This is a genomic window from Lysinibacillus sp. KCTC 33748 (assembly GCF_002237755.1).
GTDB lineage: Bacteria > Bacillota > Bacilli > Bacillales_A > Planococcaceae > Lysinibacillus.
Window position 1 is genome coordinate 234856 of the sequence record NZ_MWSJ01000002.1, and the last position, 17480, is coordinate 252335.

Genomic DNA, 17480 nt, shown 5'->3' on the forward strand with positions numbered 1-17480 from the left:
CGGAAAGAAAAGCCGAAACGACGGATAGAACATCATAAAGTAAAGGGCAGGATGCTACACATTGCGCTTCATCCTGCTTTCATTTCCTATAACAATATAGCTAATAGATATAGAGGTGGCTAACGTGAAAACAGCAACAAAGATATTTCCTGTGGCCATTTCAGCTCGCCATATACATGTCAGTGAAGAGGATTTACAAGCACTTTTTGGTCCGAATGCAACGCTAACGAAGGATTTTGATCTTTCACAGCCAGGACAGTTTGCAGCCAAAGAGCGTGTCTCTATTGAGGGACCAAAAGGTGTTCTTCACAATGTGCGTGTACTAGGTCCTGTAAGAGCGGCAACACAGGTGGAAATTAGTCGAACAGATGCAATGAAACTAGGATTAACCCCTCCTTTAAGGCAATCGGGAGATATCGAAAGTTCAGCAGGCATCAAATTAATCAATCAAGAACAAGAAATCATAATTAAGCAGGGAGTCATTATTGCACAGGCACATATTCATATGACGGAAGAGGATGCAATAGCATTGGACGTACAAAATAATGAATTTGTATCTGTTGAAGTGGAAAGTGAGCGACCTGTGACGTTTCGTGGAGTTGTAGTTCGTGTGTCAAACGATTTTAGTTTGGAGATGCATATTGATACAGATGAAGCGAATGCAGGCTTTATTGAACAGCAAGCACAGGGGAGAATTATCAGATCATTAACGTAAGGAGGAGGTTAGATGCAGGAAAATTTAGTCCAAAAAATTGTCGAAGAAGTATTGCAACAAGTTTTAAAAAAACAGCCTTCTTCTCTATATGATGGAAAAATCCCTATTGGTGTTTCAGCACGACACGTCCATCTTGCTCAAGCGGAAGTGGAGAAGCTTTTTGGTGAGAACTATCAATTAACACCTAAGTTTGAACTTTCACAGCCAGGACAGTTTGCTGCAGAGGAAACCGTTGTTATTGCTGGTCCTAAGGGTTCCATTGAGCGGGTGCGAATATTAGGCCCAGCTCGTTCATTATCTCAAGTAGAAGTAAGCTGGACAGATGCGATGAAATTAGGGATGAAGCCACCATTAAGAATTTCAGGAGATATTAAAGGTTCCAGTCCTGTCACACTTATCGGTCCAAATGGCAGTGTCGTGCTAAATGAAGGGCTCATTATTGCGCAAGCGCATATTCATATGTCATCAGCTGATAGCGCTCGGTTCCAAGTAGCAGATGGACAATCGGTACAAATTAAAGTAGAAGGTATGAGACCGATTATTTTATCCAATGTAATTATTCGTGTTTCGGATCGTTATCGATTGGAGATGCATATCGACACAGATGAAGCAAATGCAGGATTAATTCAACAAGGTGCACTTGCTGAAATTATCTATGTACAAGCTAACGAACAAATGGATGTCAAAGAAATTCCTCCAGTCTTAAAACAAGCTGAAAGACCATCCAGCTATCAATTTGATAAGAAGCTACTTTCGCAAGTAGAAGTACTTGAAATAGAAGCGCGGGAAATTGTTGTTCCTAAAAACACAATTGTCACGGCATTGGCTTATGACAAAATACGAGAGTTAAATAAGACGTTAACAATTCGCTCGGAGTAATTAGAAAAGTCCATTCAGGATAAAGTAGGTGAAGTTCATGCAAATGGGAAGAGTGATAGGCAGTGTATGGGCAACACGTAAGGAGGAAGGGTTGAATGGCTTAAAACTATTAATTATTCAACCAATTGACTCCAATCAGCAGCCAATTCGTTCAGAGATTGTAGCAGCAGATCGTATCGGGGCAGGAATTGGCGATGATGTGCTTATTACAAGTGGTGGGTCATCACGATATATTATGAAAGAAAATCCGTTGCCTATCGATGCAGTTGTTATAGGTATTATTGATTCTACGGAAGTTATGAGAGGTGAGGAGAATGAGTAGCGCTATTGGAATGATAGAGACAAAAGGATTAGTAGGCTCTTACGAAGCTGCTGATGCAATGATTAAGTCATCAGATGTAACAATCGTCAAGCAAGAGTTCGTTGATGGCGGGATTGTAACAGTTGTCGTGAAAGGTGATGTTGGTTCTGTCCAGGCAGCAGTAGAAGCTGGAAAAGCCGCTGCAATGCGTGTTGGAGAACTATTAGGCGCTCACGTAATTCCGAGACCTGATGAAGATGTTTTTCAAATGATTAAAGGACCAGAAGCACCAAAGAAAAAGCCAGCAACAACATCAACACGTGCTAAAAAAACGACGGAAACAGCTGCAACTGATCAACGAGGTGAGGCATAATGTCTTTTCGGAAAAGTAAAATTGCTGTAATTGGTGCTGGTCATACTGGCGCAACTTTAAGTTTATTTTTGGCACAAAAAGAACTAGGAGATGTTGTCCTGTTAGATATTCCAGAAGCGGAGAATCCGACAAAAGGAAAGGCGCTAGATTTATTACAAACAGGACCAATCGAAAAGTTTAATGTTTCTATTAAAGGAACGAGTAATTATGAGGATATAGCAGGAGCAAATATTGTCATTATTACAGCTGGTATTCCCCGTAAGCCAGGCATGAGCCGGGATGATTTAGTGGCGACGAATGCAAAAATTATTCAACAGGTATCTAGACAAATAAAACATTATGCTCCAAACAGCATCGTTCTTATATTAAGCAATCCGGTTGATGCAATGACTTATGTTTGCTATAAAGAAACAGGCTTTCCGAAAAATCGGATCATTGGCCAATCAGGTGTGTTAGATACAGCACGTTTTAATACATTTGTAGCGCAAGAGCTGCAAATTGCACCAGAGGATGTGTCAGGATTCGTTTTAGGTGGGCATGGCGACGAAATGGTCCCTTTAATTCGATATTCCTATGCTGGAGGGATCCCTTTAGAAAAACTGATTCCTCAAGACAGACTGCAGCAAATCGTAGAGCGTACACGTAAAGGTGGCGGAGAAATTGTTGGTTTGTTAGGGAATGGCAGTGCTTATTATGCGCCAGCTGCTGCCTGTGCACAGATGGTCGAAATCATCATGAAAGATCAACGCAAAATAATTCCTTCTATTGCCCTTTTAGAAGGAGAGTACGGTTACCACGAATTATTTTTAGGTGTACCGACAATATTAGGCGGCAATGGTATAGAATCAGTTATTGAATTGCACCTGACAAATGAAGAAAAAACGGCACTCCACCAATCGGCAGAAGCCGTCAAACAAGTAATAACAATTTGTCAAAACATAGAGTAATCAGACGCTATGCTGCAATAAGATATGTAGGATCCCCAACTATATATCTGTTGTAAAAGCCTTTAGCTCTTAAAAATGTTTGGAAACTAAACATTGCACTTAAAAGCTAGTTAAAATTCCCCTTATTTATATAGAATAAGAAGCTCTCTTTGAACGTGAAAGTTCGAAGAGAGCTTCATTTTGTTGAAGAAGACGCCACAGGATAAAGTTAACTTTACCGTTGACTTTATCCTTAGGGGAAGGTGTATAAATGAATGGTAGCAAGTAACAAATAAATGAGTGAGGTGGTTTTGTGCTATCAATAGGGGAGTTCTCAAAAATATGTGGTGTCTCTACAAAAACACTTCGATACTACGATGAAATTGGATTAATTTACCCAGATGAGATTAATGCGGAAAGCGGTTATAGGTATTATTCCATCGAACAACTAAAAAGGATGCTCTATATCAATCGTTTAAAATCCTATCATTTTTCTCTTGAAGAAGTTAAAACGATGCTGGCATTAGAAGAGGGTCAATCCGAAGAAATACTTTGTTCAGCGTTGAACCAGAAAAGAAATGAAATTCTAGAGAAATTAAAGGCTTTTGAATATGTTGTAAAACAACTAAGTCAAGATATTTCAAATCTAGAAAAAGGGGTACCAATCATGTCGTATCTTGACGACTTCGAAGTACAACTAGTAGAAACAAAGCCAATGAATATCCTTTATAAGCGATTAATATTGAGCAGTGATGATTATGCATCGGGATATGGTCGTTATTTTAGCGAGTTATATGAAAGGATTGCGAAGGAGAAGCTCACTTTACTTAGTCAGGCGATGACGATTTACCATAGCCCTGAATTTAATCCTGCTGGCAATGATACCGAGTTCGCCGTTTCAATAGCTGAGTCTGTTAAGGGTACGAGAAATTTGCCTGGTAGCCTCTGTGCTAAATCTGTTTTAAAGGGGGCATATCCAGAATTGACATCCGTCTACGCTAATTTGATGAAGTGGATTGAAAACGAGGGATATGAGCTATTATTGCCACCATATGAAATATATGTAACAGACCCAAATCAAGCAATCGCCCCTGAGGAGTATGTTACTGAAGTATATTTTCCTGTAAAGAAAAAATGATAATTAGGAGGTTCCTATGCAAACAACAATAAATTGGCAAGCCGTAAAACCTGAAAGCATATATATGAACAATGAAAAACTTTCCAAGCTAGAACAGACGATAAAAAGTGATTATCACAATATTAATGGCATTATTATTATTAAAGATGGTCATTTAGCATATGAAAAATATTTTAATGGCAAAGGTTCTGATCATTGTCACCATATAGCATCAGTAACAAAAAGTGTACTTTCTGCACTTATAGGCATCGCAATTGATAAAGGCTATATTAATAGCGTTGAAGAAAAGGTGTTGGATTTTTTCCCAGAGTATATGTTTGCTTCTGATCAGCAGAAACAACAGATTACTATACGACATCTTCTCACGATGACAGTACCTTATCCATTTGAGGATTGGCATGAGCCACTAGATAAGCTATGTCAACAGCAGGATTGGATAAAATACACACTTGATTTAATGGGTGCAAATGGGGGTTTAGGTGCTTTTAAATACTCTACAGCTGGAGCACATGTCTTGTCAGCAATTCTTACTAAAAGTACTGGCAAGAGTGCACGAGCGTTCGCCAATGAACATTTGTTTACACCGCTTGGCATGAAAGAAATTCCGAACTACGAAATGAATGCCTATGGGTTTGATGATTTATTCGGGAAAAACGTCAAGGGGTGGGTCCATGATCCAAACGGTCTTTCAGCAGGTGGGTGGGGACTAACATTAACTACTCGTGATATGGCACGATTTGGCTACCTCTATATAAACAATGGCATGTGGAATAATAATAGGGTCCTCTCAGAAACATGGATTCGAGAATCCACGGAGATAAACTATCACAATTACGGTTATTTATGGTGGCTACGCCAAGAAGATGGATTATTTACATATTCAGCAATAGGGGATGGAGGCAATATGATTTGTTGTATACCGAAATTGAATATGGTTGTGGCAATTAGTTCAGAATTCATCATGAATCCTCGAGATAGATGGCCGTTAATGAAGGAGTATATAATCTCGGCTGTAATAAATAATCAATAATTTTATATTTCAAGTGAGGGGAATAATTCCTTTCCTATTAGGTGGATGCACGCTTGCTTCAAGTTCATCGGTACTATCCCCCAACGTATTTCGTAGTCTCGACCCCAATCAACTTATGACATAGGAAAAATTTTGATCCCATCAAATTAGACAATAGGCTATAATAAATAGTCTATTGTCTAATTTGATGAAGTTATCATTATGAAGAAGCGTATTGAAAGATCCCTTTTCTGAAGGTCGTGCTCACTACATCTTCAGTTTGAGGTTAAATTTTACTTTTAAAATAAAGTGAGGGAAAGAAATGGTTAGCTACTTGGTCGTCTTTATTGTCATTGTCCTTATAATGTTAAAAGAGAAACAAGTTAGACCAGCTCGATTGTGGGTCATACCAGTTTTGTTAATTGGTGTGGTGTTTTCTACTATTTCAAGTATTAAATTAACGCCTTTAAGTATTATGATGTATATCAGTTGTTTAATGGTTGGATTGGGTATAGGAGTATGGAAAGGAAAACTAGAAAAAATTCGTAAGAATCACACTAGAGGAATCGTTACTACAAAAAGCTCTATTGCTGGAATTATTTTGTTTTTCGGGTTTCTTCTTTTAAGGATACTGGTAGGTCATTGGAGTAGAGAGCATGCATTGCTATCATTAACAAATGCTCTTATGTTCATACCACTGGGTAGTATTTGTTCTCGTCGCTATATTATCTATTTGAGATACAAACAACTTATGGGCGAGTAAAGCAATATAAAGTATAGAATTGTTTTAAATCGAAGACTAATCATAGTGATTTATTATTCTGTATTCAGCTTTAATAAAGTCATCCAGTATATTTGGTGAAAAATAGCATATTCTTGCAGGAGTGATTTTAACAGAATAATTTGGCTCTAAGTTTGATAGATGCAGCCTTCTATTGTCCATGTTTGGTCAATGTAGACAAAGTTGTATTCTCTTTGTCTACTTCCTCAATAAGTATTTTTCACCAGATACATAACCACATAATTATGTGACATCGCCACTCATCTAGTATGCAGTGGCATAATAATCTCCTGAACGCATTATAGAAAATCCAATAGTAGAATCTTTATCCCCATGCATCCTTTTTTACATAGCCTTAAATTTTTGTAGAATCAATATTTAATTTAAGTAGAACTAGAAAAATACTAAAAGTCCATAATATACAAAATTTTCGAAAATATGATAAACTAATAGCGTGAAAAGGAGGATGTTAGCATGACTGTACAACAATTTACTGACTATGTAAAAAAAATGCAGCACTACGGAGAAGCACTGAGTGTGGTTTATTGGGATATGCGTACCGGTGCACCTAAGAAGGGGTTAGCTCAACGTTCAGAGGTAGTTGGAACATTATCTGCTTCCTTATTTGAGATGCAAACTAGTGAAGAGTTAGGGAAATTACTAACGGAACTAGAGGGGCAAAAGGCAGATCTCGATTATGTTACGCTGCGTTTAGTAGAGAAAGTACGTAAAGATTACGATCAAAATAAAAAAATTCCAGCTGATGAATATAAGGAATTTGTCATTCTACAATCTAAAGCAGAAACAGCATGGGAAAAAGCAAAAGCGACGAATAATTTTGCTTTATTCCTACCTTATTTAGAGGAAATTATAAGCTGGCAGAAGAAATTCATTCAATATTGGGGTATTAAAAACGGTTCTCCATACAATACATTACTAGATTTATATGAACCGGATATGACGACTGATGTTTTAGATCAAGTTTATGGTGAGTTACGTGAAACAATCGTTTCTCTTGTGCAAAAAATTGCAGATTCACCAAATAAACCAGATACAAGCATATTATTTAAACATTTCCCTCGTGAATCTCAACGTGCGTTATCATTGGAAATGTTAGCACAACTTGGCTATGATTTTGATGCAGGTCGCCTAGACGAAAGTGTGCATCCATTTATGATTGGCTTAAATCATGGAGATAATCGAATTACAACGAAATATGATGAAAATGATTTCCGCTCAGCAATTTTTGGAACAATCCATGAGTGTGGGCATGCTATGTATGAACAAAATATCGATGTGAAGCTTGATGGTTTACCGTTAGCAACGGGTACGTCGATGGGAATACATGAATCTCAATCTTTATTTTATGAAAATTTTGTTGGTAGGAATGAAAAGTTCTGGGAGCATAATTACGAGCGACTGCAAAACCATTCGCCAGCACAATTTGGTGATGTACCATTAACTGATTTCCTGCGAGCAATTAATATGGTGGAACCTTCATTTATTCGCATTGAAGCAGATGAGTTAACATATCCACTACATATTATGATTCGCTATGAAATTGAACGTGATCTATTTAATGGCGATCTTCAAGCGAAAGATCTTCCACAAGTATGGAATGATAAATACGAGGAATATTTAGGTATTCGCCCTGAGACAGATGCAAAAGGGGTTTTACAAGATATGCACTGGTCAGGGGGCATGTTTGGTTATTTCCCATCCTATGCTTTAGGAATGATTTACGCTGCACAATGGAAACATGCAATGGATAAAGATATTCCAAACTTTGATGAGTTATTAGAAAAAGGTGAGCTTCTTCCAATTCGTGAGTGGTTAACAGACAAAGTCCATCAATACGGAGCGCTGAAGAAACCGTTCGAATTGTTACAAGAGGCAACAGGGGAAGGCTTAAACGCCAAATATTTAGCAAATTATTTACAAGAAAAGTATACGAAGCTATATCAACTTTAAAGGACAAAGCGATTTCTCTACTATAGAGAAATCGCTTTTCACGCTTTGTTAAAGACTATTCTGTCAATAAGATTAAAATGAAGTATAGCTTTTCTGTAAAACGAGGGGGTGATATCCGTTCCGACTGGGCGCTTTGCTGCTGACGCTACGCTTTCGCACAGATAAAACATTTGTAGCTGACGCTACAGAAAACATTTGTTGTAGCTGTCGCTACAACTATAAAAAAAGCGATTTCTCTAGATGAGAAATCGCTTTTTATGAAGATGCAAAATATTGTTACCAGAGCTTATAGCCTTTAGAGCCAGGTGGAGAATTAGAAATAATATCGATAATTGGAATAGTATAAGCAAATAAAATTAATGCAACTAAAATAACTAGCCATACTTTAAAGTTCTCTAAAATAGCTGGTGTCGTACCACCGTTTTCATGTACCTCACCAACAGGGAATTCCTCTTCGCCTTTTGGTGCAAACCATGCTAATTTCACCACAATATAAAGAATGATTATGATGGCGATGAATAGAATTGTGCCACCAACAGCTTGAGCGATTTGATAAGGAATCCAATCATAAGCTTGCTGAGCTCCGCCATACTCAGAGTAATCAGATCGACGCGGTGCACCAATCAGACCAGCAATATGCATAGCAGAAGACATAATTGTCATACCTACCGCCCATAAAATAGCGGCAAAATTACCAAGATTGTTTAAAGATTTAGTCAGCGTACGACCTGTTAAATACGGAATTAACCAAAATGCCGCCCCAAAATAAGTTAATACGGCTGTTGTTGCAATTGTTAAATGGAAATGTCCTGTAACCCAAATAGTATTATGGATTAATTGGTTCATTTGATAAGAAGCATTGATGATACCGCCTGCACCACCAGGAATAAATGCTAACATACCGATAAATGGCACGAAGAAACGAGCATCTTTCCATGGTAATTTTTTAAACCAGCCGAAAAGCCCTTTTCCACCTAATTCTCGACCGCGTAATTCAAACATTGCAAACATCGAGAAGGCGGTCATTAAAGATGGTACGATTACGGCAAATGTTAAAACAACTTGTATGAATTTCCACGTAGCATCAATACCTGGCTCTGTTAATTGGTGATGGATCCCAACTGGTACAGAGAATATTAAAAACAGCATAAATGACAGTCTTGCTAAAGAATCAGAGAAAATTTTTCCGCCAATAACCTTTGGAATAATGACATACCAAACCATGTAAGCTGGTAATAGCCAGAAATACACAAGAGCATGACCAAAATACCAGAATAATGTACGGGAAAGTGCTACATCAACACGTTCGATAAAGCCTAAAGACCATGGAAGTAACTGGAATAGAACAGAAACAGCTACACCTAGAGTCGCTACGAACCACATTAAATTATTGACAACAACCATAAATGAAAGTAATGGGCTTCGTTGTCCGCTACCTTTGTTTTCTTTACGCCACTGAGCATATCGTAAAATTTGACCTGCGCCGCCAACCCAAGAACCAACAACGACTAATGTAAGGCCTAAATAGAAAATCCAGTGAGCTTTCAGTGGAGCATAGAACGTATATAAAACAGATGCTTCGTTCAATAGAACCATTACTGCAGCTGCAGCTGTACCGATAGTCATTAACCAGAAGCCGATCCAGCCAAGGCGACGTTGTCCATTTGAAAAAGTTCCTGATGTACGGCTAACACTGGCAATTTGGAAACCGAAAATAAAGAATGTTGTTAAAATAAGACCGAGTAAAACACCATGTACAGTTAAAACTTGATAGTAACCAATGCCTGCTGGTAATGTAAATTGACCAGAACGAACGAAAACCTGCAATAAACCTGCAAGACCCCCTAATAATAATGCGATGAATGCCACGTATATATGTGCCATTGCTAGCTTCGCATCACGACGATCCACTTTTGTCAAATTATTTTTGAGACTCATTTGGATCCACCACCTTTAGCATAGAGTGCATCATCGTATGTCCTGTACCACAGTATTCATTACATACAATTAAAAACTCTCCTACTTTATTTACTTCTGTCACATATTCAGAAATGTAACCAGGTTCAAGCATCATATTAATATTTGTACCTGCAACTTCAAAACCGTGCATGACATCCGCACTTGTTGCGATAAATTTCACCTTAGCTCCTAGAGGGACTTCTATTTCTGGCGGATTGTAATTAAATGCTGATGCTAAAACAACCACTTCATAGTCCCAATCCTTACCTTCTACTTTGTGAACACCAGGATTATCGAAGGGAGGGAATTCATTTACTTTCTCATAATCTAGTGTTTTTTTACCATTGTTCGGATGTGAGCCTTGATGAAATGCACCGATGCCGAGAATGATAAGGAATGCTACTAAAGTAGTAACTCCAAACACAAGCCAGTATTTCTCATACTTATGTAAGTGCATATGTCTCTGTCCTTTCTTATTCTTAGTAGATTAAAAACGATTGATGAACAAATCGAAGCAGTACACCCAAAGTAAGATAATAATGATTCCTACTCCAAATACCGCATAGAGTGAACCTTTTAAATTTTCATCTGACTTTTTTTTATTTGCCATTTTTGCTCCTCCTTCGCTTTTAGTGTGTCTTTCATATTGCCATGATATATAAATAAAATTCTTTTTGATGTGAAAAAAATCACACATCTTGACGAATAATGTGAAAAAAATGTGAAAAATTGAGGAGGAAATAAAAAAAAGCCATCTCAATAGTCATTGAGATGGCCGCATTTCGGTTGAAAATGAAGTGATTTTTATTGAAATCTATTATTTTTCAAGAAATTTTACTATATGATATTTGGACTTGAGCCTTATGGGGCATTCATCGTTTATTAAAGAGAATGATAAAGCGTGATCATAAATGTTTGATGTAGAGGCATAGGATGTATAAATTGAACAGTTCGATATTCTAGAATTCTATTCTTCTTCAATTGTTAAAAGAACTGTCAGTGGACCGACGCTTGGAATTGTGACAGGTAGTATAAAGGCCTTTTCAAAGCCGTATAATTTTGTGTTACCAACCATCACTGTTGGTGGTGTGATATCAATTTCTAAGCTTTCTTGTCCGACGGTAGTACATAGATTCCCTGCAATCATATTGCCAAATTCCCCTGTAAAGGATTCCAACATTTCTCCTTCGAGAGGCATACCAAACATCGTATTGCCGATGCCACTAAATGTTTCTGGAGACGAATCAATGATTACTCGACCCTTTAAATCTCCTATTAAACCAATTAAAACACCCATTTGCTGTTGTTGAAATGGTTCAGAAATAATACTCGGCGTTTTCACGTCTATCTCCATAGGTAGAATCGATTTTAAAGCGTGGATTGTCCCATTTAAAATAGTTTGAAAGTACTTCGAATTACTCATTTTTACCGCATCCTTTTTCCGACTTTTCTACATCTTACCATGTTAAATGGGTAAGATGAAAGTATGTCTTGACGAATTAATGGGAAATTTATATTATATTAATGAGAATGATTTTCAAAATCATTAAATGGACGATTAAGTTTTTTAAAATACAAATTTTTATAAAAAAGGAGCGGTTAGCGATGACATTCGTATTGATTGGAACGGTAGTGGTTATCTATATTGGAGTAGGGAAACACGTTATGAAACAGGCGACTGCGCATTTAAAATAAGAGAATGAACAATAACGACAATATTATTAAAGTAGAGCATGATCTAAGCAATTTAGAGATCATGCTTTTTTTTACGAAAATATTTATCTTACATACTTTAGAGAAAATAAAGAGGATAATTATTTGTTTTTTTTGAAAAATGTTGAAAATGAGAATTATTTTTTTGTAGTATGGTTACGAGGCTATTAATAAGACATTAACTTCATACAATGTTTATCTGATGCTAATGGTCGTTCTGGCAACTGTGGTATCAAAAAATAAAAATGGATAGGCAATCAAGCGACGTCCTATAGAAAATTAGGTGAAAAAAATGACGAAGATATTATTAACAGGGTTTGTGCCATTTCTTGAATATAAAATAAATCCAACGATGCAAATTGTAGAAAAATTAAATGGAGAAAAGATGGATGGCTATGAAATTGAAGGACGCATATTGTCTGTAGATTTTCAGCAATCCGCTCAGCAGCTGAAACAATATATTGCTGAGATTAAGCCACGAATCATTATTTCATTAGGATTAGCTGGAGGGCGTTTTAAAATAACGCCAGAGCGAATTGCGATTAATATTAAAGATGGGGAAGCAGATAATGATGGTTATACACCAGTAGATGAGAGCATTTATGATGATGGTGTAGATGCCTATATCACGAATCTACCTATTAGAAATATGGTAAATCGATTATGCAAAGAAGGATATCCAGCGGAGATTTCAAATACGGCGGGTACCTATTTATGTAATAATATTATGTATGAAGGGCTTGTTTACGCGAAGCAACATAAAGAGGTCCGTGCTGGATTTATTCATATTCCTGCGTCATTTGATTTGGCGATTCAACATGGGAAAATACCGGGATGGAATATCCAAGATTTAATCACATGTATTAGGCTCTGTATCGAGGAGACAATTCGTGCAACAAATGATTGACTTTCCTCAAACGATGGGGATAAATAAAGAAGTAAAATGGATGACCTAAAATGATAATCATCATTTTAGGTCATCCATTTTTAGTTAGATAAGTAATGAAACAAATTATTGGATAGTAGGATTGATTTGATATCAACGTACTCCCGTTTATTCTATCACTAATACAGTGTCTAGGCAGATAAAGTACCTATTTCAAGGTTTTATATTACTGTGTTGAAAACCCTATTGATTCTATGATGATTGGAGTACCACTATAAATTGTTGAATTACTTGGACTTAAGGTTAACGTGGTTGGAGTTAAGGTATAAATTCCACCTTCTTGCATGACGGCATTGATATAAAGATTGACGTAGCCATTCGGATTAAAAATGATAAATTCGGTTGCTTGGTTCCCATTATCCTTCCAAAATTGGCTAGCTGATAGAGTCGCCCCATTAGTCAAATCAATATCCGATGTAACAATATTGAAATATCTATTTACTGTTGGAATAATATTTCTACTAGGTTCAACAACTGGGGGAGGGTCTTCCAAAGGAATGGTACTAGCTTTTATACGTGGCCAAATAAATCGATCTTCACACTCACATTCTTGCTCGATTTTCCGTTGGTTCCTAAAGTTCACCATAAGTTTATCACTCCATTTAACTTCGTACTTATCTATTCACTATTAGATTTACAATCGCACACCAATCTTTTTTCTTACTTTAAAATATGAAGAAAATTATTAGTTGAATAGTTGGACATCCATTTTTGCAAATAGAAAATAACGTGTGGGTGATTTCTGTTCAGGCTGGGCGTTTTCCTAGTATAAGGTTTTAACAAACATCATTGCCTAGCAATAATGAGCGAGCCTATAATGCTTTAATTTTATAAATAAACAGGACGATATGGATGAATATGGCGTCTGAAATCCTGATATATATGCTTTTAATAGTAAATTAGTGTTATACTTTGCTTGTCGAATAAGGTAGAATATTATTTATGACTATCTTCATTCGTAAAAACTGCTTCCTTTGAAGTTGTAAGATGAATACGGATATAGTTCCTTCCCAAACATCACTGATTGAAGATAAAGCCTCCGGCGGATGTCACGGATTTTTAGAGGAGTGAATTGTGCTCCACAATTCAAAATCCGAACGCAATTACGCCAAGGCGAAATTGATTAATATGAATAAAGGGGTTACTGGTTTTTATGAAAGATTTTGAACAACAATTGGAGGCGCTTTTAAAGCAGGCTTCGTTACAATACATAATTTATCAGCATAATGGTGATACAGAGCGTATGGATAAGACATCACTTTTTGCTCGTAAAATACAGCAAAAAGAATATGTTATTGGCTTTGCAGGCCATTTCTCTGCTGGTAAATCGAGTATGATTAACGCATTATCTGGTGAAGATTTACTTGCGGCAAGCCCTATTCCAACGAGTGCAAATATCGTCAAAGTCCATAAATCAGAAGAAGACTTTGCGATTGTCTATATGCATAATGAAAAGCCTGTAAAATTCGAAGCAGGATATGATTTTAAAACAGTTAAAGAGCTTAGTAAAAATGGGGACCTAGTGTCACAAATTGAAATTGGTCATAGTACATCGACATTACCACCAGGTGTCACTGTTATGGATACGCCAGGTGTTGACTCGACAGATGATGCACACCGTATGTCAACAGAGTCTGCTCTTCATATTGCTGATATCGTATTTTATACAATGGACTACAATCACGTGCAATCGGAATTGAATTTTCAATTTACAAAGCAATTAATGAAGTACAATCCAAACGTTTATTTAATCGTTAACATGATTGATAAACATAAGGAAAATGAATTAAGCTTTGAGGAATTTAAAGCAACTGTTCACAATTCCTTTGCAGCTTGGGGAGTAGTACCAAAAGGCGTATTTTTCACTTCATTAAGAGAGCCGGAGCACCCTAATAACGATTTTGCGGTTGTAAAGAAAATCGTTATGGATAGTATGAATGATTGGCAGGAGCAGCTTGTACAAACTGCATCAAATACATTGCGTTTATTACAAAGTGAGCATGACAATTATTTAACGGAAGAAAGACAGGATCGTTTAGACATTGATGAAGATGTATTAAGTGCCGATGACTGGGCAAACCATAAGGATATTTTAGAGCAGTACAATAAGCTAAATCGTCAAGTTGAATTGTTCTCAGTTGAGGCATGGAATGAAATGTTCGAAGAGCAACGTAAAGAACTTCTTGCGAATGCAGCAATTATGCCAGCAGATTTACGCGATAAATTACGTCTTTATTTAGAAAGTCAGCAGGAAGGTTTCAAGGTAGGGGGCTTATTTACTGCTAAGAAAAAAACAGTGGAAGAGCGTAACCGCCGTAAAGAGGATGCCTATAGTGCCTATCAAAATGTTGTTCATGCGCAAATTACTGGACATTTAAAAGGGCTGATGAAAAAGGTGATAAAGGATGTTGGTGCGTTAAATGAAGAACGTGCTACAACTATTGATGCCTACGCCTTTGATTTACCTTTCTCCCTTGTAGAGCAGCAGGTACAAGTTGGCGCAATTTTAACAGGAGATGCTGTGTTGAATTTTGCCAACCGTGTGGCAGAAGCGACTAAGCGCTACTACATCCAGGAAACTGATAAGTGGAAAGATGCGCAAGCAACAACTTTGGAAGCATTAGCTACAGAAACGGCTGCTCCATCTAAATTAAAAATGGCAGGGATGCAAGAGAAAGTTGATGCCATTCAAGAAGTGCTTGAAATCGAGGGCTATCAGCAATATAGTGCAAGTATTATGCATCAGGCAAGCAATGAAATACGTAAAATAGCAAATCAACAGCTGACAAATTGGGAACATGCCTTTAAGCAAGATTTAGCAGATATTCGATTATTTGACGAATCGATGTTAAAGCCAAAAGAGGAAGCGTTAATTGAGGAAGAGGCACAGCAGGCAGTTAGTGCAACAAGTCTTCCTATTGAAGGTGTAGTGAAGCGTGCACTTCACACGGCAACTGCTGTAAAAGATGTACAAGGCTTTGCGGAGGTAGCAACTTACTTAGAAAATAAAGTAGAACGCTTACAGAAAAAGGATTTCACAATTGCGCTTTTCGGTGCATTTAGTGCAGGGAAATCTTCGTTCTCTAATGCGTTAATGGGTGCCAAGGTTTTACCTGTATCACCAAACCCGACAACAGCGGCTATTAATAAAATTCGTCCTGTGTCACCAGATCATCCGCATGAAACAGCAGATGTACAGTTAAAGACAGCTGACCAAATGCTAGAAGATATTCAAGCTTCATATGCAGCGATTGGTTTATCGGTTTCTTCGTTAGAAGAAGCATTCAATCGTGCAGATGAGGGACTTGCGGTGCAATTATCTGACGAACGCTTAAATGTGCATAAATCATTTATTCGCGCATATAAAGAAGGGTTCCCATCATTTAAGTCTGAGCTTGGAAAAGTATTACGTGTAAACCGTGAAGAGTTCGAAAAATTTGTTGCGCAGGAAAATAAATCATGCTTTGTCGATAATATTGATTTCTATTATGACAGTCCGTTAACACGCATGGGTGTAACACTTGTTGACACACCAGGAGCAGATTCTATAAATGCGCGTCATACAGGTGTGGCATTTGAATATATCCGTAATGCTGATGCAATCTTGTTTATTACTTATTATAATCATGCTTTTGCTAAAGCGGACCGTGAGTTTTTAATCCAGCTTGGTCGTGTGAAGGATGCCTTCGAGCTTGATAAGATGTTCTTTATCGTCAATGCGATTGATTTAGCGACAACAGAAGAAGAACAGGAAGATGTAAAAGGCTATGTGCGTTCAGAATTACAACGCTTTGGCATTCGCTTCCCACGACTTTACGGTGTGTCTAGCTTATTAGCATTAAAGGAAAAAGTAGAGGGTGCGGATTTAACATCTGGTATGCCACCTTTCGAAGATTCTTTCCACACATTCTTAAATGATGAATTAAGTGCATTGGCGGTTCAGGCACTTGCAGAGGAAGTCGATAAAACGGAGCAACGTTTAGGTGACTTAATTGCGCAAACAGAAGAGAACTTAAAACGTAAGGATGAGCGTTTAGAGGAATTAACAACTCTTGAACAACATGTGAAATCGAAATTCAATTCGCTTAATACAAGTATGGTAGAAAGTGAAACGAAGCAAGAGCTTGATGAATTACTGTATTATGTTCTTCAGCGTGTGTACTATCGTTACCCAGAGTTCTTTAAGGAAGGCTACAATCCGTCAACATTTGCAGCAATGCCGGTTCAGCAAGCATTAGAGCATGCTTTAAAGGAAGTAATGCAAAGTTTACGATTTGATTTTACACAAGAAATGCGTGTAACAAACTTCCGTTTATCACAGTTTATTAGTAAAAAAATGCAACTGCGCTTTAAAGATGAAGTGCGTGAGCTTAAAGAATTAAATCGAAGTTTCTCGTTTTTAGCGTTTGAATCTTCTGAGCCAGATTTACTTGATTTTGAAGGGCCATTTACAGGTATCACTAAATATTCAGGTGTGAAATCACACTTCCGTAATCAAAAGGCATTCTTTGAAAAGAATGAAAAAGTGAAGTTAAGTGAGGCGCTAGAGGTCTTAACAAAACCAGATGCGCAAGATTATTTAGATTCACAAAAAGTATCTCTCATGGCATGGGCGATTACCTATATTGCAGAGGAAGCAGAGAAATTACGTCTGCATATTTATCATCAGGCGCTTGAACAAATTGCAACAGAAAGACTTGCACTTCAGGAAGAAAGTCGTTTAGCTTCTTGGAAAGCTATTTATGCTCAATTACAATACGCATGAGGTG

Annotated in this window: 16 protein-coding genes; 11 read left to right on the forward strand and 5 right to left on the reverse strand. The window is 37.3% G+C overall.

Translation table 11 applies throughout. From position 1 onward, the window contains the following. Positions 1-124 precede the first annotated feature (124 nt). The 9 genes from pduL (at position 125) to B1B04_RS03955 (ending at position 8093) form a co-directional block, all read left to right on the forward strand. Complete coding sequence (pduL, locus tag B1B04_RS03915) at positions 125-715, forward strand: phosphate propanoyltransferase (protein WP_079560022.1); 591 nt, start codon at positions 125-127, stop codon at positions 713-715. A 12-nt stretch (positions 716-727) separates the two neighbouring features. After that, positions 728-1594, forward strand: coding sequence for a phosphate propanoyltransferase (locus B1B04_RS03920; protein WP_079560023.1), 867 nt, complete (start codon positions 728-730; stop codon positions 1592-1594). A gap of 37 nt (positions 1595-1631) precedes the next feature. Next, positions 1632-1916, forward strand: a complete 285-nt coding sequence (locus tag B1B04_RS03925; RefSeq protein ID WP_079560024.1) for a EutN/CcmL family microcompartment protein — start codon at positions 1632-1634, stop codon at positions 1914-1916. Beyond that, on the forward strand, positions 1909-2268 hold the full coding sequence (locus tag B1B04_RS03930; protein ID WP_079560025.1) for a BMC domain-containing protein: 360 nt from the start codon (positions 1909-1911) through the stop codon (positions 2266-2268). The genes B1B04_RS03925 and B1B04_RS03930 overlap by 8 nt, the downstream gene beginning before the upstream one ends. Further along, positions 2268-3215, forward strand: coding sequence for a malate dehydrogenase (gene mdh / locus B1B04_RS03935; RefSeq protein ID WP_079560026.1), 948 nt, complete (start codon positions 2268-2270; stop codon positions 3213-3215). The genes B1B04_RS03930 and mdh overlap by 1 nt, the downstream gene beginning before the upstream one ends. A 292-nt stretch (positions 3216-3507) precedes the next feature. Next, positions 3508-4332 carry a MerR family transcriptional regulator gene (locus tag B1B04_RS03940; protein WP_079560027.1) on the forward strand — a complete coding sequence of 275 codons (825 nt, stop codon included), beginning with the start codon at positions 3508-3510 and terminating at the stop codon, positions 4330-4332. 16 nt (positions 4333-4348) lie between these two features. Beyond that, positions 4349-5362, forward strand: coding sequence for a serine hydrolase domain-containing protein (locus B1B04_RS03945; RefSeq protein ID WP_079560028.1), 1014 nt, complete (start codon positions 4349-4351; stop codon positions 5360-5362). Positions 5363-5663: 301 nt separating this feature from the next. Then, a complete protein-coding gene (locus tag B1B04_RS03950) occupies positions 5664-6104 on the forward strand; it encodes a DUF1453 family protein (RefSeq protein ID WP_079560029.1) in 441 nt (146 codons plus the stop codon). A 492-nt stretch (positions 6105-6596) separates the two neighbouring features. Next, positions 6597-8093, forward strand: coding sequence for a carboxypeptidase M32 (locus B1B04_RS03955; protein WP_079560030.1), 1497 nt, complete (start codon positions 6597-6599; stop codon positions 8091-8093). Between the two features lie 276 nt (positions 8094-8369). Here the strand turns inward: B1B04_RS03955 and B1B04_RS03960 are convergent, their stop codons facing one another. From B1B04_RS03960 to B1B04_RS03970, 4 genes are all read right to left on the reverse strand, one after another. Then, positions 8370-10031 carry a b(o/a)3-type cytochrome-c oxidase subunit 1 gene (locus tag B1B04_RS03960; RefSeq protein ID WP_079560031.1) on the reverse strand — a complete coding sequence of 554 codons (1662 nt, stop codon included), beginning with the start codon at positions 10029-10031 and terminating at the stop codon, positions 8370-8372. After that, positions 10015-10509: a cupredoxin domain-containing protein gene (locus B1B04_RS03965; protein ID WP_079560032.1), complete on the reverse strand. Its 495-nt coding sequence runs from the start codon at positions 10507-10509 to the stop codon at positions 10015-10017. The genes B1B04_RS03960 and B1B04_RS03965 overlap by 17 nt, the downstream gene beginning before the upstream one ends. A 30-nt stretch (positions 10510-10539) precedes the next feature. After that, positions 10540-10662, reverse strand: coding sequence for a hypothetical protein (locus B1B04_RS26350; protein ID WP_255505077.1), 123 nt, complete (start codon positions 10660-10662; stop codon positions 10540-10542). A gap of 357 nt (positions 10663-11019) precedes the next feature. Further along, complete coding sequence (locus tag B1B04_RS03970) at positions 11020-11475, reverse strand: chemotaxis protein CheX (RefSeq protein WP_079560033.1); 456 nt, start codon at positions 11473-11475, stop codon at positions 11020-11022. 582 nt (positions 11476-12057) lie between these two features. Between B1B04_RS03970 and B1B04_RS03975 the strand changes: the two genes are divergently transcribed. Continuing rightward, positions 12058-12672, forward strand: a complete 615-nt coding sequence (locus B1B04_RS03975; protein WP_079560034.1) for a pyroglutamyl-peptidase I — start codon at positions 12058-12060, stop codon at positions 12670-12672. Between the two features lie 205 nt (positions 12673-12877). On the opposite strand, the gene B1B04_RS03980 is transcribed toward B1B04_RS03975, so the two are convergent. Continuing rightward, entirely contained in the window at positions 12878-13297 is a 420-nt protein-coding gene (locus tag B1B04_RS03980) for a DUF4183 domain-containing protein (protein WP_079560035.1), read from the reverse strand. Positions 13298-13864: 567 nt separating this feature from the next. Between B1B04_RS03980 and B1B04_RS03985 the strand changes: the two genes are divergently transcribed. Further along, a complete protein-coding gene (locus B1B04_RS03985) occupies positions 13865-17476 on the forward strand; it encodes a dynamin family protein (RefSeq protein ID WP_079560036.1) in 3612 nt (1203 codons plus the stop codon). The last annotated feature ends 4 nt before the right edge of the window (positions 17477-17480 follow it).

Bases quoted from the DNA above. Each gene is read 5' to 3' on its own strand.
- B1B04_RS03920 (WP_079560023.1), top strand. From the start codon at position 728: ATGCAGGAAAATTTAGTCCAAAAAATTGTCGAAGAAGTATTGCAACAA.
- B1B04_RS03925 (WP_079560024.1), top strand. From the start codon at position 1,632: ATGCAAATGGGAAGAGTGATAGGCAGTGTATGGGCAACACGTAAGGAG.
- B1B04_RS03930 (WP_079560025.1), top strand. From the start codon at position 1,909: ATGAGTAGCGCTATTGGAATGATAGAGACAAAAGGATTAGTAGGCTCT.
- mdh (WP_079560026.1), top strand. From the start codon at position 2,268: ATGTCTTTTCGGAAAAGTAAAATTGCTGTAATTGGTGCTGGTCATACT.
- B1B04_RS03945 (WP_079560028.1), top strand. From the start codon at position 4,349: ATGCAAACAACAATAAATTGGCAAGCCGTAAAACCTGAAAGCATATAT.
- B1B04_RS03950 (WP_079560029.1), top strand. From the start codon at position 5,664: ATGGTTAGCTACTTGGTCGTCTTTATTGTCATTGTCCTTATAATGTTA.
- B1B04_RS03955 (WP_079560030.1), top strand. From the start codon at position 6,597: ATGACTGTACAACAATTTACTGACTATGTAAAAAAAATGCAGCACTAC.
- B1B04_RS03960 (WP_079560031.1), bottom strand. From the start codon at position 10,031: ATGAGTCTCAAAAATAATTTGACAAAAGTGGATCGTCGTGATGCGAAG.
- B1B04_RS03965 (WP_079560032.1), bottom strand. From the start codon at position 10,509: ATGCACTTACATAAGTATGAGAAATACTGGCTTGTGTTTGGAGTTACT.
- B1B04_RS26350 (WP_255505077.1), bottom strand. From the start codon at position 10,662: ATGGCAAATAAAAAAAAGTCAGATGAAAATTTAAAAGGTTCACTCTAT.
- B1B04_RS03970 (WP_079560033.1), bottom strand. From the start codon at position 11,475: ATGAGTAATTCGAAGTACTTTCAAACTATTTTAAATGGGACAATCCAC.
- B1B04_RS03975 (WP_079560034.1), top strand. From the start codon at position 12,058: ATGACGAAGATATTATTAACAGGGTTTGTGCCATTTCTTGAATATAAA.
- B1B04_RS03980 (WP_079560035.1), bottom strand. From the start codon at position 13,297: ATGGTGAACTTTAGGAACCAACGGAAAATCGAGCAAGAATGTGAGTGT.
- B1B04_RS03985 (WP_079560036.1), top strand. From the start codon at position 13,865: ATGAAAGATTTTGAACAACAATTGGAGGCGCTTTTAAAGCAGGCTTCG.